Source organism: Pseudomonas sp. PDM19 (assembly GCF_014852215.1).
In the GTDB taxonomy this organism is placed as follows: domain Bacteria; phylum Pseudomonadota; class Gammaproteobacteria; order Pseudomonadales; family Pseudomonadaceae; genus Pseudomonas.
Genome location: NZ_JACVBG010000005.1, coordinates 285,325 through 298,448, shown reverse-complemented (window position 1 = coordinate 298,448; position 13,124 = coordinate 285,325). Strand labels below are relative to the sequence as shown.

Genomic DNA, 13,124 nt, shown 5'->3' with positions numbered 1-13,124 from the left:
GCCCCGCCTCACAAGGCGCGTAGGAAATTTCCGGCGCACGCCTGACCTGAATCAAACCCCGTTTGCCGCTGGTCGCCGAACATCCCCTCATGATCCGCTCGAATTCGAGCGCCTGGACAAAGGGGAAATCGGATGACAGGAAAGGCAAAAAGCTGGCGCACCCGCGGTCTCGCGGTGCTCGTGGTGGCCGTGCTCGCCGCGCTGGCCTGGCAGACGTTCAAGCCGACGGGGCTGCCCGAAGGTTTCGCCAGTGGCAATGGGCGCATCGAGGCCACCGAAGTCGACGTGGCCACCAAGCTGCCCGGCCGCGTGGCGGAAATCCTGGTGGACGAAGGCGACTTCGTGAAGGCCGGCGACGTGGTGGCGAAGATGGACACCCAGGTGCTCCAGGCCCAGCTCGCCCAGGCCCAGGCGGAAGTGCGGCGGGCGCAGAACGCCCAGCTCACCGCACAATCCCTGGTGGCCCAGCGCACCAGCGAGAAATCCACCGCCGAAGCCATAGTCGCGCAACGCCAGGCGGAGCTCACCGCCGCGCAGAAGCGCTTCACCCGCACCGAACAGCTGGTCAAGCGCAACGCCCTGCCGCAACAGCAACTGGACGACGACCGCGCCACCCAGCAAAGCGCCCAGGCGGCGCTGGCCGCGGCTCGCTCGCAGGTGGTCTCGGCGCAGGCCGGCATCTCCGCCGCGCGCTCCCAGGTGATCGAGGCGCAGTCGGCCATAGAGGCTGCCACCGCGAGCGTCGAGCGCCTGCAGGCAGATATCGACGACAGCCTGCTCAAGGCCCCGCGCAACGGCCGCGTGCAGTATCGCGTGGCGCAGCCGGGCGAAGTGCTGGCGGCCGGCGGTAAGCTGCTCAACATGGTCGACCTGGCCGACGTCTACATGACCTTCTTCCTGCCCTCGGGCCAGGCCGGCAAGGTCGCTCTGGGCCAGGAAGTGCACCTGGTGATCGACGCCGTGCCCGAGTACGTGATCCCGGCCAAGGTGTCCTACGTCGCCAGCGTCGCGCAGTTCACGCCCAAGACCGTGGAGACCGCCAACGAGCGCGAAAAGCTGATGTTCCGGGTCAAGGCGCGCCTCGATCCGGGCCTGCTGGAGAAGTACATCACCTACGTGAAGACCGGCGTGCCGGGCATGGCCTACCTGCGTCTCGACCCGCAGGTGCAGTGGCCGGCTGAGCTGCAGATCAAGGTCCCGCAATGAACGCCGCCGACTGCGTGGCCCGTCTGGCTGGCGTCTCGCTGCGCTACGGCGAGACCCGCGCAGTGGACGACGTCACCCTGGAAATCCCGGCCAACCGCATGGTCGGCCTGATCGGCCCGGACGGCGTCGGCAAGTCCAGCCTGCTGGCGCTGCTGGCCGGTGCGCGGAAGATGCAGGACGGCGAAATCCAGGTGCTCGGCGGCGACATGCGCGATGCGCGCCACCGCCGCGCCGTGTGCCCGCGCATCGCCTACATGCCGCAGGGCCTGGGCAAGAACCTCTATCCGACGCTCTCGGTGTTCGAGAACGTCGATTTCTTCGGCCGCCTGTTCGGCCACGACAAGGCCGAGCGCGAGCGGCGCATCGCCGACCTGCTGCACAGCACCGGCCTTGCGCCCTTCGCCGAGCGCCCGGCGGGCAAGCTCTCCGGCGGCATGAAGCAGAAGCTCGGGCTGTGCTGCGCGTTGATCCACGACCCTGACCTGCTGATCCTCGACGAGCCCACCACCGGCGTCGACCCGCTGTCGCGCAACCAGTTCTGGGAGCTGATCGCGCGCATCCGTGCTGGCCGCGAAGGCATGAGCGTACTGGTGGCTACCGCCTACATGGAGGAGGCCGAGCGCTTCGACCACCTGGTGGCGATGGACGACGGCAAGGTGCTCGCCACTGGCACGCCCGCCGAATTGCGCGCGCACACCGGTACGCAGAATCTCGAAGAAGCCTTCATCGCGTTGTTGCCCGAGAGCAAGCGCGCCGGTCACCACAAGCTGGTGATTCCACCGCGGCCGCAGCCTGACGGCGCGCCGCAGATCGCCATCGAGGCCGAAGGGCTGACCTGCCGCTTCGGCGATTTCGTCGCGGTGGACCGCGTCAGCTTCCGCATCGAGCGCGGGGAAATCTTCGGCTTCCTCGGCTCCAACGGCTGCGGCAAGTCCACCACCATGAAGATGCTCACCGGCCTGCTGCCCGCCAGCGAGGGTACCTGCGCGCTGTTCGGCCAGCCGGTGAACGCCAATGACATGGAGACCCGTCGGCGCGTCGGCTACATGTCCCAGGCCTTCTCGCTGTACGCCGAGCTGACGGTGCTGCAGAACCTCGAACTGCACGCCAAGCTGTTTCACATCCCGCATGAGCAGATCGGCCCGCGCGTCGAGGAGATGCTCCAGCGCTTCGACCTGGGCAAGGTCAAGGGCGAGCTGCCCGACAGCCTGCCGCTGGGCATCCGCCAGCGCTTGTCGCTGGCCGTGGCGGTGATCCACAAACCGGAAATCCTGATCCTCGACGAGCCCACCTCGGGCGTCGACCCGGTGGCCCGCGACGGTTTCTGGGAGCTGATGGTGGAGCTGTCGCGCAACGACGGCGTGACCATCTTCATCTCCACCCACTTCATGAACGAGGCCGAGCGCTGCGACCGCATCTCGCTGATGCATGCAGGCAAGGTGCTCGACAGCGATACACCGCAGGGCTTGATCGACAAGCGTGGCCTGCCGACCCTGGAAGCCACCTTCATCGCCTACCTGGAAGAGGCCGCCGGCAGCGCCCCGGTGGCCGACGCCACGCCGGCTCCCGAGCAGCCCGCCGAGTCCGCCCGCTACAAGGGCAGCGACCGCTTCAGCTGGTTGCGCCTGTTCAGCTATGCACGCCGCGAGGCCATGGAACTGCGCCGCGACCCGATCCGCCTGACCCTGGCGCTGGTGGGCACCGCGCTGCTGATGTTCATCATCGGCTACGGCATCAACATGGACGTCGAGGACCTCACCTACGCGGTGCTCGACCGCGACCAGACCACCACCAGCCAGGCCTATGCGCTGAACATTTCCGGCTCGCGCTACTTCATCGAGAAGGCGCCGATCCAGAACCCCGAGGAGCTGGAGCGGCGCCTGCGCAGCGGTGACATCAGCCTGGCCGTGGAGATCCCACCGAATTTCGGCCGTGACTTGAAGCGCGGCGCCGACCCGGCCATAGGCGTGTGGATCGACGGCGCCATGCCGACCCGCGCCAACACCGTGCTCGGCTATGTGCAGGGGCTGCACGCCAGCTACCTGGCCGACCTCGCGCGGCAGAGTGGCAGCAGCGCCGCCAGCGCGGCGGCGAGCACCGAGGTGCGCTTCCGCTACAACCCGGACGTGGAGAGCCTCAAGGCCATGGTGCCGGCGGTGATCCCGCTGCTGCTGATCATGATTCCGGCGATGCTTACCGCCCTGGGCGTGGTGCGCGAGAAGGAGCTGGGCTCGATCACCAACCTCTACGTCACCCCGGTCACGCGCCTGGAGTTCCTGCTCGGCAAGCAGCTGCCCTACATCGGCATGGGCATGATCAACTTCGTGCTGATGCTGGCCATGGCCGTGCTGCTGTTCCAGGTGCCGCTCAAGGGCAGTTTCCTGGCCCTGCTGGTGGGCGCGTTCCTCTACGTGGTGACCAGCACCGGCCTGGGCCTGTTGCTCTCGACCTTCATGAAGAGCCAGATCGCTGCGGTGTTCGGTACCGCGATCGCCACCATGATCCCGGCGATCCAGTTCTCCGGGCTGATCCATCCGGTGTCGTCGCTCGAAGGTGCGGCAGCGGTGATCGGCCAGCTCTACCCGACCTCGCACTTCCTGATCGTCAGCCGAGGCGCCTTCTCCAAGGCGCTGGGTTTTGCCGACCTGTGGGTCTACTACCTGCCGTTGCTGGCGATTGTGGTGGTGCTGACGCTGCTCAGCGTGGCCTGCCTGAAGAAGCAGGAGGTCTGAGATGAACAAGCTGGCGAACATCTTCAACCTCGGCATCAAGGAATTCCGCAGCCTGGGCCGCGACTACGCAATGCTGATCCTGATTGCCTGGGCCTTCACCCTGGGCGTCTACAGCTCGGCCACCGGCGTGCCGGAAACCCTGCACCACGCGCCGATCGCCATCGTCGACGAGGACCAGTCGCAGCTCTCCTCGCGCATCGTCAACGCCTTCCAGCCGCCGTATTTCCAAGTGCCGGAAATGATCGGCCACGCGCAGATGGACCGCGGCATGGACGTCGGCCTGTACACCTTCACCCTGGACATCCCGCCGGACTTCCAGCGCGACGTGCTGGCCGGGCGGCAGCCGGCGATCCAGGTCAACGTCGATGCTACGCAGACCGGCCAGGCCTTCTCCGGCGCCGGCTACATCCAGAACATCGTCGGCACCGAGGTCAGTGAATTCGTCAGCCGTTACCGCGCCGAGGCGGCTATGCCGGCGGAGCTGGCGGTGCGTATGGAATTCAACCCGAACCTGACCCAGGCCTGGTTCGGCGCGGTGATGGAGGTGATCAACCAGATCACCATGCTGTCGATCATCCTCACCGGCGCCGCGCTGATCCGCGAGCGCGAGCACGGCACGGTGGAACACCTGCTGGTGATGCCGCTGACCGCGTTCGAGATCATGATGGCCAAGGTCTGGTCCATGGGCACCGTGGTGCTGGTGGCGGCGGCGATCTCGCTGCAACTGGTGGTGCGCGGCTGGCTGGACGTTCCGATCAGCGGTTCGGTGGGGCTGTTCCTGCTGGGCGCGGCGCTGCACCTGTTCGCCACCACCTCCATGGGCATCTTCATCGGCACCGTGGCCCGCTCGATGCCGCAACTTGGGTTGCTGGTGATCCTCACCCTGATGCCGCTGCAGATTCTTTCCGGCGGCACCACGCCGCGCGAGAGCATGCCGGAGCTGGTGCAGAACATCATGCTGGCAGCGCCGACCACGCACTTCGTCAGCCTGGCCCAGGCGATCCTCTATCGCGGCGCGGACCTGTCGATCGTCTGGCCGCAATTGCTGGCCATCGTCGGGATCGGTGCGGCTTTCTTCTTCGGCGCGCTCTGGCGCTTCCGTCGGACCATCGGGCAGATGGCCTGACACGCTCCTACAGTGGAGAGTCCATGCCGGGCCTGAGGGGTCAGGAAAGCGTGCGCTCGGCCATATCCACCGGCCACACGCACGTCTGGTTGCGGCCCTTGTGCTTGGCCGCGTAGAGCGCCTGGTCAGCCTGGGCGATCAACTGATCCGGCTCGGCGTCCTGCCCCGGCGTGGCGATGGCCAGGCCGATACTCACGGTCAGTCGTCCCAGCTCAGCGGACGGGTGCGCGATGCCCATCTGGGCCACGCGCTGGTGGACGCGCGCGGCGACATGACTGGCGCCTTCCAGCCCGGTGTCGGTGAGGATGATGACGAACTCTTCGCCACCATACCGGCAAGCCACATCGCCTTCGCGTTGCAGGCACTCCTGCAGGCAGCTGGCGAGGCGCCGTAGCGCATCGTCGCCGGCCAGGTGGCCGAGGCAGTCGTTGAAGCGCTTGAAATGGTCGACGTCGAGCATCAGTACCGCCAGCGGCGCGTCGGCGCGGCGCAGGCGGCGCCATTCGCTCTGCAGCTGGCGGTCGAAATAGCGGCGGTTGAACAGGCCGGTGAGGCCGTCCTGCTGCGAGAGCTTGTGCAGCTGCGCTTCCAGTTGCAGGCGCTCGCTGTTGTCGCGGGCCACGGCGATCAGGTAGTCGCGGTCGCCCTGGTGGATCAGCTGGGTGTTGATCTCCGCCGGCTGCAGGCTGCCGTCGCGGCGCTGCATCTCGCGCTGGAAGATCATCGACAGGTTCAACCGATGCGCCTGCTGCACCAGCTGGAGCCAGGCGTGGAAGCCGGGGATCAGCCGCTCCGGGTCATCGCGCAGCAGGTGGCGGAACTCCTCGGCGCTGTAGCCCAGGCCGTTGTAGGTGGCGCGGTTCATGTGCAGCAGCTCGCGCTGTTGCAGGTCGAAGATGAACAGCGCGTCACGGCTGGAGTCGGTGAGGTCCAGCGCCAGTTGTAGCCGTTCGCGGCTGTCGCGCAGATGTGCTTCCACCGACTGGCGTTGCTCCGCTTCCTGGCTGAGCAACTGGTTGCTGGCGCTCAGCGCGGTGGCTCGGCGGGCGTTCTCGCGGGCGAGGAACAGCGCCGCCACCAGCAGCAGGCTGATGGCCACGCCGCTGCCGAACACCACCATCGGCAACGGCGTGGACAGTGATTGCACGAGAGCCGGAGTGGGGCTGAGCTCCAGCTCGAAGCTGCGGTTGTTGAGCAGTCGTAGCGGCACCTGCAGGGTCTGTTCGGCATCGCCGGCGGGCTGGTCGCGCACGTAGAGTGGCCGGCCGTGCTCGAGCAGGCGCACGCTGAACAGGTGGTTGTCCGCTTGCCTGAGCAGGTTGTCCATCAGCGGGCCGACGCGGAAGACGCCCTGCATGAAGCCGTCGAACTGCAGCTGGTTGTTGGCATCGCGCAGGTAAACCGGGGTGTAGAGCACGAAGCCGCGCCCGCCCTGGACCAGCTCCACGCTGTCGCTCAGGCGTGGCTTGCCGCTGTCGCGGGCGGACATCGCCGTCGCGTAGTTGGGGTGCTGCGGGGAAAGCCGGAAGTTCAGCGCCGCCTCGTTGCCCTGCAGGGGCTCCAGCCAGCGGATACGCAGCTCCGGGTCGGCCCACTGGATCGACTGGTAGCCGGGGAAGCTGCGCACGTAGAAGCGCGCGTCCAGCTCCCATTCCGCGCGGGGCATGCGGCCGTGGTGGGTCCACAGCTGGGCGAGCAGGTCCAGGCCCTGGACCTGCTCGTGGAGGTTGGCTTCCAGCTGGTGCGCGAGGCTGCGCCCCTGGTAGGTCAGGCGCTCCTGTACGCGCTGCCGCTCGCTGCTCGCCAGTTCTTCACCCAGCCAGGCACTGGCAAGCAGGAGCACGCAGAGCAGACCGCCAAGCCCGAGGTAGGAAGCTAGTGAGGACTGAAGGCGGTGCATGCGGCGAATTCCGGGGGCTTCAGTAACCTAATAGCACAGTGCCTCTACTTGTGCGCCAGGCCGACGACGATCGCCCACTGTTCGGCAGTGACCGGCATCACCGACAGGCGGCTGCCCTTTTGCACCAGGGGCAATTCTTCCAATCCAGCCTGCGCCTTGAGCGTGCCCAGCGGCAGCACCGAGCGAAAGGCCTCGACGAAGCTCACGTCGCGGGCCGTCCAGGGGTTCTTCTCGTCGCTGGCCTTGGGGTCGTGATAGTGGCTTTTCGGGTCGAGCGCGGTCGGGTCGGGGTAGGGCTCGCCGTCGATCTGCGCGATGCCGGCGATGCCCGGCTCGGGGCAACTGGAGTGGTAGAAGAAGAACAGGTCGCCCGGCTGCATGCTGCGCATGAAGTTGCGTGCCTGGTAATTGCGCACGCCGTCCCAGCGCGCGGTTTTCAGGCGCTGCAGGTCGTGGATCGAGAGTTCGTCGGGCTCGGATTTCATCAGCCAGTAAGCGCGTGCCATCCGCGAGGGTCTCCTTGTGCGTGGCGGGTAATGATCTTTTCTGATTTGGCTAAGGGTAGGTGGGCAGGCGTTTCCCTGCGACAAGCTGCCGGCTCGCCGGAAACAAATTGTAGGAAGAAGATGTAGGAATACCGGCATGAACATTGCCTGAAAGTGCCGGAAGTTTTGGGGGCGACTGCTCCTCCGACGATCGGTTGGCGTCAGAATTGCGAGAAGCTTTTCATTGTCGGAGAATGCCGCCGTTTTTAGCTTGGCCTGCCGGACGGATAAAAAAACCACCGCCGGCCATCGTTGACAGTTTGCCTGGAAGGGGGAGGCAATCGATGAAACGCAAGCCTGATCTTTTGTGGGTGTTGGTAATACTTTTCGGTCTGGGTGTCGTCACTACCGGTTACACCCAGAGCCTGTGGGAACAACGCCAGGGCAACGCCCCGGTGCAGGTCACCCAGCAGCCCTGATCCAGGGGATTGCTGCCGCCACGGTTATCGCAAGGAACGCGATGCCGTCGCGAGACGGCCATACCAGCCGCCGTCCGTCACTATGCCCATCAGTGGCACATCCCAGCTCGCCAGCTCCAGCTTGTCGACCTTCTGGCACTCGTGCGCCAGGCCCAATAGCGTCGGTTTCTGCCAATTTTTGCGCATGCCCAGGTAGGCCAGGGTCCGGTCGTAAAAGCCCTTGCCCATCCCCAGGCGGCCGCCCTGCGGGTCAAAACCGACCAGCGGTAGCAGCAGCAGGTCCAGCGCCCAGGCGGGGCGCTGGCGCCCGCGGTCGGCCTGCGGTTCGGCGATGTTGAAGCGGTTGCGTACCCAGCGCTCGCCGATGCCTACCTGCTGAAAGGTCATGTGCGTGCGCGGCCAGTCGGAGAGCACCGGCAGGTAGGTCGCCTTGCCGCGCTTCTGCGCAGCCTTCATCAACGGGCGCGGGTCGATTTCGCCGTCAGCCGGCAAGTACAGGGCAATGTGCTTCGCCCGGCGGAACAGCGGATGCTGCGCGAGCTGGCGATACAGGGCCTGGGCGGCGAGGCGTTGCTGAAGGGGAGTGAGCGCGCGTCTGGCCTGGCGCAGCTGGCGGCGCAGGACAGGGCGGGAAAGACCATCGGAGTGAATCATGGAAGGGTAAAGCTCCCCGGACATGCCGCTGTCGGGTTAGCCCTTGAACCCGAGAGTTCAAGGTGGTGGTTGCAGTAGGCTTTAAGGCTTTCCGTCGTGCGGACATGCACACCAGCCCAACTGGCAACCCCCGTTGTTGCAATTATCGGCTCAGGGACATCACCGACTGGCAAACACACCAGGGAGCGAGGCGATTATACCCCAAGGAAATTTCCCTGGTCAGACTTCACCCTGGTCTTTATCGGTGGTAGGGGTGTCTGTGGTCAGGGCGCGATCCACGCGCTCGAGCAGTTCGCGCACGCGCTCACGGGTGGAGCCGCTGTCGTGCTCGACGCGCTCCTGCTTGTGCAGCAGGTCGTGGGTGATGTTCAGGGCCGCCATCACCGCGACACGGTCGGCACCTATCACTTTGCCGCTGGAACGGATCTCGCGCATCTTGCTGTCCAGATAGCGCGCGGCGCTTTCCAGGTTGACGCGCTCGTCCGCAGGGCACGCGATGCAGTACTCCTTGTCGAGGATTTGGACGTTCAGGGTATTCGACTGGCTCATGAGTCCTGCTCCAGGGCTTTAAGACGCAAAATCATCGCTTCGACCTTCTGCCGAGCCAAATCGTTCTTCTCGATCAGATGGGCGCGTTCTTCCCGCCAGCTTTTCTCGTTCGCCCGCAGCAGCCGGTTCTCGGCCTTTAGCTGTTCCAGGCGCTGGAGCAGCAGGTCGAACTTGGCGATCAGCGCGTGCAGGTCGGCGTCTTCCATGGGCTCTCGCTTGGGAGTTGCTTAAGTAATCGAGAACTATATAGGACTGCCGTGGGGGTGGGTCAACGCACGGCTGCCCGGCGCGTCGTCACATGGTCTTGCGGTGTGCGCCGGTGCTAGGATAACGGACCATATTCTATGCGCGGCGCCTGATGGCGCCTAGCCGTCACCCGGGTTCGATCATGTCCACTTCCAGCTCCGCCTATACCGCCTTCGCCGCCCTGCTCGCCGAGGCCGCCCTGCCCATTTCCCCCGCCGAACTGCACGGCCACCTGCTCGGCCGCGTCTGCGCCGGGTCTGGTTTCGACCAGGGCGAATGGCTGCAGGCCGCCGGTGAACTGCTCGGCGGCGAGCCGGGCGAGCGCCTGGGCGCGGCCTTGGGCGGCCTGCTGGGCATGGTCCAGCAGGATTTCAGCCAGGGCGAGATGGCCGTGGTGCTGATGCTGCCCAATGACGATGCGCCGCTGGCCGAGCGCGCCGTGGCCCTGGGCCAGTGGTGCCAGGGCTTCCTCGCCGGCTTCGGCCTGGCGCTGCGTTCCCCCAGCCTGTCCGACGAAGCCGACGAAGTGCTGCAGGACATCGCCGCCATCGCCCAGGTCGGCGGCCAGCTGGAAGAATCCGAAGACGGCGAGGCCGACTACATGGAAGTGCAGGAGTACCTGCGCGTCGCCCCGCTGCTGCTGTTCTCCGAATTCGGCAAGGTGCCGGCACCGGCCGAGAAACCCTCCCTGCATTGAGGTCGCGCATGATCCGTATCGCCAAGTCGGAATACGCCCGTCGTCGCAAGGCGCTGATGGCGCAGATGGAACCCAACAGCATCGCCATTCTCCCGGCGGCGCCGATGTACATCCGCAACCGCGACGTCGAGCACGTCTACCGCCAGGACAGCGATTTCCAGTACCTCACCGGCTTCCCCGAGCCGGAAGCGGTGATGGCGCTGATCCCCGGCCGCGAGCATGGCGAGTACGTGCTGTTCTGCCGCGAGCGCGATCCGGAGCGTGAACTCTGGGACGGCCTGCGCGCCGGCCAGGACGGTGCCATCGGCACCTTTGGCGCCGACGACGCCTTCCCCATCGGCGATATCGACGACATCCTTCCCGGCCTGATCGAGGGCCGCGACCGCGTGTACTACGCGCTGGGCGCCAACCAGGAATTCGACCGCCGGCTGATGGACTGGATCAACGTGATCCGCTCCAAGGCGCGCCAGGGTGCGCAGCCGCCGAACGAGTTCGTCGCCCTCGACCACCTGCTGCACGACCAGCGCCTGTACAAGAGCGCCGGCGAGGTGAAGGTGATGCGCTATGCCGCGGAAGTCTCCGCCGGTGCGCACATCCGCGCCATGCAGGCCTGCCGTCCGGGCCTCTACGAGTTCCACCTGGAAGCCGAGCTGGAATACGCCTTCCGCCTGGGCGGCGCGAAGATGCCGGCCTACGGCTCCATCGTCGCCACCGGCCGCAACGCCTGCATCCTGCACTACCGGGAGAACGACGCGCAGATCAAGGACGGCGACCTGATCCTGATTGACGCCGGCTGCGAGATCGACTGCTACGCCAGCGACATCACCCGCACCTTCCCCGCCAGCGGCACCTTCAGCCCCGAGCAGAAGGCCATCTACCAGCTGGTGCTGGATGCCAACATGGCGGCCTTCGGCTACATCGCTCCGGGCCGCCACTGGAACGAAGCCCACGAGGCCACCGTGCGGGTCATCACCGCTGGCCTGGTGGAGCTGGGCCTGCTCAAGGGCGACGTCGACGAGCTGATCGAGCGCGAAGCCTACAAGGCCTTCTACATGCACCGTGCCGGCCACTGGCTGGGCATGGACGTGCACGATGTCGGCGAGTACCGCGTCGGCGGCGAATGGCGCGTGCTCGAACCGGGCATGGCGATGACCGTCGAGCCGGGCATCTACATCTCCCCGGACAACACCGACGTGCCGAAGAAGTGGCGCGGCATCGGCGTGCGCATCGAGGACGATGTGGTCGTGACCAAGACCGGCTGCGAAGTGCTGACCAATGGCGTGCCGAAAACCGTCGCCGAGATCGAAGCGCTGATGGCCGAGGCCAAGGCCCAGGCCGCCTGACATGCAACGTACGCAACTGGCCATCATCGGTGGCGGACTCGTCGGCGCAAGCCTTGCACTGATCCTCCAGGCCGGCGCCCGCGCGCGTGGCTGGCAGATCGTGCTGATCGAGCCCTTCGCCCCCGGCGATGCCTACCAGCCCAGCTATGACGCGCGTTCCTCGGCGCTGTCCTTCGGCAGCCGGCAGATCTACGAGCGCCTGGGGCTCTGGCAACAGATATCGCAGCGCGCCGAACCCATCACCCAGATCCACGTCTCCGACCGCGGCCGCTTCGGCGCCGCGCGCCTGACGGCGGTGGAAGAGGGCGTTCCCGCTCTCGGCTACGTGGTGGAGAACGCCTGGCTCGGCCAGTGCCTGTGGCATGCGCTCGATCCGGAAGTGGTGAGCTGGCGCTGCCCGGCCGAAGTGCGCCGGATGGATGCACTGGGCGACGGCTACCGCCTGACCCTGGACGACGACTCGCAGCTCGACTGCGACCTCGCCGTGCTGGCCGACGGCGGCCGCTCCGGGCTGCGCGAGCAGCTGGGCATCAACGTGCGCTCCTCGTCCTACGGGCAGACCGCGCTGATCGCCAACATCAGCCCGTCCGAGGCCCATCGCGGGCAGGCCTTCGAACGCTTCACCGAAAACGGCCCGCTGGCCCTGCTGCCGCTACCGGAAAACCGCTGCGCGCTGGTCTGGACCCGTAACGGCCGTGACGCCGAGCGCCTGCGCGAGCTGTCCGACGCGGCCTTCCTGGCCGAACTGCAGGACGCCTTTGGCTATCGCCTGGGCACCTTGCGCCAGGTTGGCGTGCGCTATGGCTACCCGCTGAGCCTGACCGAGGCCGACGAGCAGATTCGCCCGCACCTCGTCGTGCTGGGCAATGCCGCCCACAGCCTGCACCCGATTGCCGGGCAGGGCTTCAACCTGTCGCTGCGCGATGCCAAGGCCCTGAGCGATTGCCTGTTGCAGGAAGAGGCCGCGCCGGGCGATTTCGCCGTGCTGCAGCGCTACCTGGATGGCCAGCGCCTGGACCAGCAGATGACTGTCGGTTTCTCCGACCGCGTCACCCGCCTGTTCTCCAATGCCCAGCCGTTGCTGGCCACCGGCCGCAACATCGGCCTGCTCGGCCTCGACCTGCTGCCACCGGCCAAGCGCTGGTTCGCCCGCCAGGCCATGGGCCTGGGCGCCCGACCGGTCTGAGTCGATGCAAGCACGCAAGAGTCCGCACCGCGCCCGCCTGCTGCGCATTGGCCTGAACCTCTACCCGCCTTACCTCGGCGCCGGAGTGCGAGTGCGCCACATCAGCGCGGATTTCCGCGAGATCCGCGTGAAGATGGGCCTGAACCTGTTCAACCGCAATTACGTCGGCACGCAGTTCGGCGGCAGCCTGTACAGCATGACCGACCCGTTCTTCATGCTGATGCTGATGGAGAACCTGGGGCGCGACTACATCGTCTGGGACAAGGCGGCCAACATCGAATTCGTCAGCCCCGGCAAAGGGCCGGTGTATGCCGATTTCCGTATCGACCAGCACCTGCTCGACGACATCCGCGAGCAGACCGCCACGGGCGAGAAATACCTGCCGCGCCTGCACGCCGAAGTGCGTGACGGCGAAGGCACCCTGGTGGCGCGGGTGCAGAAGACCCTGTACGTCCGGCTCAAGCCGCGCGCGCGGCAGGCCGCTTGAATTTCGATGCCCGCGCAGGTGCTGCGCGGGCCGC

Annotated in this window: 13 protein-coding genes and 1 other RNA gene; 8 read left to right on the top strand and 6 right to left on the bottom strand. The window is 66.5% G+C overall.

The genetic code is table 11. The features are described from left to right. The first annotated feature begins 132 nt into the window (after window positions 1-132). From IB273_RS27765 to IB273_RS27755, 3 genes are read left to right on the top strand one after another with little or no spacing between them, the layout of a single operon-like run. Window positions 133-1,206 (top strand): HlyD family secretion protein, encoded by a 1,074-nt coding sequence (locus IB273_RS27765; protein ID WP_192225514.1) that lies wholly within the window; start codon window positions 133-135, stop codon window positions 1,204-1,206. Continuing rightward, a complete protein-coding gene (gene rbbA, locus IB273_RS27760; RefSeq protein WP_192225513.1) occupies window positions 1,203-3,938 on the top strand; it encodes a ribosome-associated ATPase/putative transporter RbbA in 2,736 nt (911 codons plus the stop codon). Before IB273_RS27765 ends, rbbA begins: the two co-directional genes overlap by 4 nt. 1 nt (window position 3,939) lies before the next feature. Continuing rightward, window positions 3,940-5,064 carry an ABC transporter permease gene (locus tag IB273_RS27755; protein WP_081519525.1) on the top strand — a complete coding sequence of 375 codons (1,125 nt, stop codon included), beginning with the start codon at window positions 3,940-3,942 and terminating at the stop codon, window positions 5,062-5,064. Between the two features lie 40 nt (window positions 5,065-5,104). Here the strand turns inward: IB273_RS27755 and IB273_RS27750 are convergent, their stop codons facing one another. Beyond that, the gene (locus IB273_RS27750) at window positions 5,105-6,964 is read right to left on the bottom strand and encodes a diguanylate cyclase (RefSeq protein ID WP_081519526.1); all 1,860 of its coding nucleotides are present in this window, start codon (window positions 6,962-6,964) and stop codon (window positions 5,105-5,107) included. 44 nt (window positions 6,965-7,008) lie between these two features. Beyond that, window positions 7,009-7,470, bottom strand: coding sequence for an EVE domain-containing protein (locus IB273_RS27745; RefSeq protein WP_138519763.1), 462 nt, complete (start codon window positions 7,468-7,470; stop codon window positions 7,009-7,011). A 323-nt stretch (window positions 7,471-7,793) separates the two neighbouring features. Here IB273_RS27745 and IB273_RS31670 point away from each other — a divergent pair, with 323 nt between their 5' ends. Further along, window positions 7,794-7,928, top strand: coding sequence for a hypothetical protein (locus IB273_RS31670; protein WP_128082560.1), 135 nt, complete (start codon window positions 7,794-7,796; stop codon window positions 7,926-7,928). 24 nt (window positions 7,929-7,952) lie between these two features. On the opposite strand, the gene IB273_RS27740 is transcribed toward IB273_RS31670, so the two are convergent. From IB273_RS27740 to IB273_RS27725, 4 genes are all read right to left on the bottom strand, one after another. Beyond that, window positions 7,953-8,582, bottom strand: a complete 630-nt coding sequence (locus IB273_RS27740; RefSeq protein WP_151189019.1) for a 5-formyltetrahydrofolate cyclo-ligase — start codon at window positions 8,580-8,582, stop codon at window positions 7,953-7,955. A gap of 9 nt (window positions 8,583-8,591) precedes the next feature. Next, window positions 8,592-8,770, bottom strand: a non-coding RNA gene (ssrS, locus tag IB273_RS27735) — 6S RNA. A gap of 31 nt (window positions 8,771-8,801) precedes the next feature. Next, window positions 8,802-9,131 carry a cell division protein ZapA gene (locus IB273_RS27730; protein WP_045213134.1) on the bottom strand — a complete coding sequence of 110 codons (330 nt, stop codon included), beginning with the start codon at window positions 9,129-9,131 and terminating at the stop codon, window positions 8,802-8,804. Continuing rightward, the gene (locus IB273_RS27725) at window positions 9,128-9,337 is read right to left on the bottom strand and encodes a TIGR02449 family protein (RefSeq protein ID WP_017521390.1); all 210 of its coding nucleotides are present in this window, start codon (window positions 9,335-9,337) and stop codon (window positions 9,128-9,130) included. Before IB273_RS27725 ends, IB273_RS27730 begins: the two co-directional genes overlap by 4 nt. Window positions 9,338-9,519: 182 nt before the next feature. On the opposite strand from IB273_RS27725, the gene IB273_RS27720 reads away from it, so the two are divergent. Genes IB273_RS27720 through IB273_RS27705 form a run of 4 tightly spaced genes read left to right on the top strand, consistent with a single transcriptional unit; the run spans window position 9,520 to window position 13,090 of the window. After that, a complete protein-coding gene (locus tag IB273_RS27720; protein WP_081519530.1) occupies window positions 9,520-10,074 on the top strand; it encodes a UPF0149 family protein in 555 nt (184 codons plus the stop codon). A gap of 8 nt (window positions 10,075-10,082) precedes the next feature. Next, window positions 10,083-11,417 carry a Xaa-Pro aminopeptidase gene (gene pepP, locus IB273_RS27715; RefSeq protein WP_192225512.1) on the top strand — a complete coding sequence of 445 codons (1,335 nt, stop codon included), beginning with the start codon at window positions 10,083-10,085 and terminating at the stop codon, window positions 11,415-11,417. Between the two features lies 1 nt (window position 11,418). Beyond that, the gene (ubiH, locus tag IB273_RS27710) at window positions 11,419-12,603 is read left to right on the top strand and encodes a 2-octaprenyl-6-methoxyphenyl hydroxylase (RefSeq protein WP_192225511.1); all 1,185 of its coding nucleotides are present in this window, start codon (window positions 11,419-11,421) and stop codon (window positions 12,601-12,603) included. Between the two features lie 4 nt (window positions 12,604-12,607). Beyond that, window positions 12,608-13,090 carry a DUF4442 domain-containing protein gene (locus IB273_RS27705; RefSeq protein ID WP_081519533.1) on the top strand — a complete coding sequence of 161 codons (483 nt, stop codon included), beginning with the start codon at window positions 12,608-12,610 and terminating at the stop codon, window positions 13,088-13,090. Window positions 13,091-13,124: the final 34 nt, after the last annotated feature.

Excerpts from the sequence above, each read along its gene's own strand:
- IB273_RS27765 (WP_192225514.1), top strand. The coding sequence starts at position 133 with ATGACAGGAAAGGCAAAAAGCTGGCGCACCCGCGGTCTCGCGGTGCTC.
- rbbA (WP_192225513.1), top strand. The coding sequence starts at position 1,203 with ATGAACGCCGCCGACTGCGTGGCCCGTCTGGCTGGCGTCTCGCTGCGC.
- IB273_RS27755 (WP_081519525.1), top strand. The coding sequence starts at position 3,940 with ATGAACAAGCTGGCGAACATCTTCAACCTCGGCATCAAGGAATTCCGC.
- IB273_RS27750 (WP_081519526.1), bottom strand. The coding sequence starts at position 6,964 with ATGCACCGCCTTCAGTCCTCACTAGCTTCCTACCTCGGGCTTGGCGGT.
- IB273_RS27745 (WP_138519763.1), bottom strand. The coding sequence starts at position 7,470 with ATGGCACGCGCTTACTGGCTGATGAAATCCGAGCCCGACGAACTCTCG.
- IB273_RS31670 (WP_128082560.1), top strand. The coding sequence starts at position 7,794 with ATGAAACGCAAGCCTGATCTTTTGTGGGTGTTGGTAATACTTTTCGGT.
- IB273_RS27740 (WP_151189019.1), bottom strand. The coding sequence starts at position 8,582 with ATGATTCACTCCGATGGTCTTTCCCGCCCTGTCCTGCGCCGCCAGCTG.
- IB273_RS27730 (WP_045213134.1), bottom strand. The coding sequence starts at position 9,131 with ATGAGCCAGTCGAATACCCTGAACGTCCAAATCCTCGACAAGGAGTAC.
- IB273_RS27725 (WP_017521390.1), bottom strand. The coding sequence starts at position 9,337 with ATGGAAGACGCCGACCTGCACGCGCTGATCGCCAAGTTCGACCTGCTG.
- IB273_RS27720 (WP_081519530.1), top strand. The coding sequence starts at position 9,520 with ATGTCCACTTCCAGCTCCGCCTATACCGCCTTCGCCGCCCTGCTCGCC.
- pepP (WP_192225512.1), top strand. The coding sequence starts at position 10,083 with ATGATCCGTATCGCCAAGTCGGAATACGCCCGTCGTCGCAAGGCGCTG.
- ubiH (WP_192225511.1), top strand. The coding sequence starts at position 11,419 with ATGCAACGTACGCAACTGGCCATCATCGGTGGCGGACTCGTCGGCGCA.
- IB273_RS27705 (WP_081519533.1), top strand. The coding sequence starts at position 12,608 with ATGCAAGCACGCAAGAGTCCGCACCGCGCCCGCCTGCTGCGCATTGGC.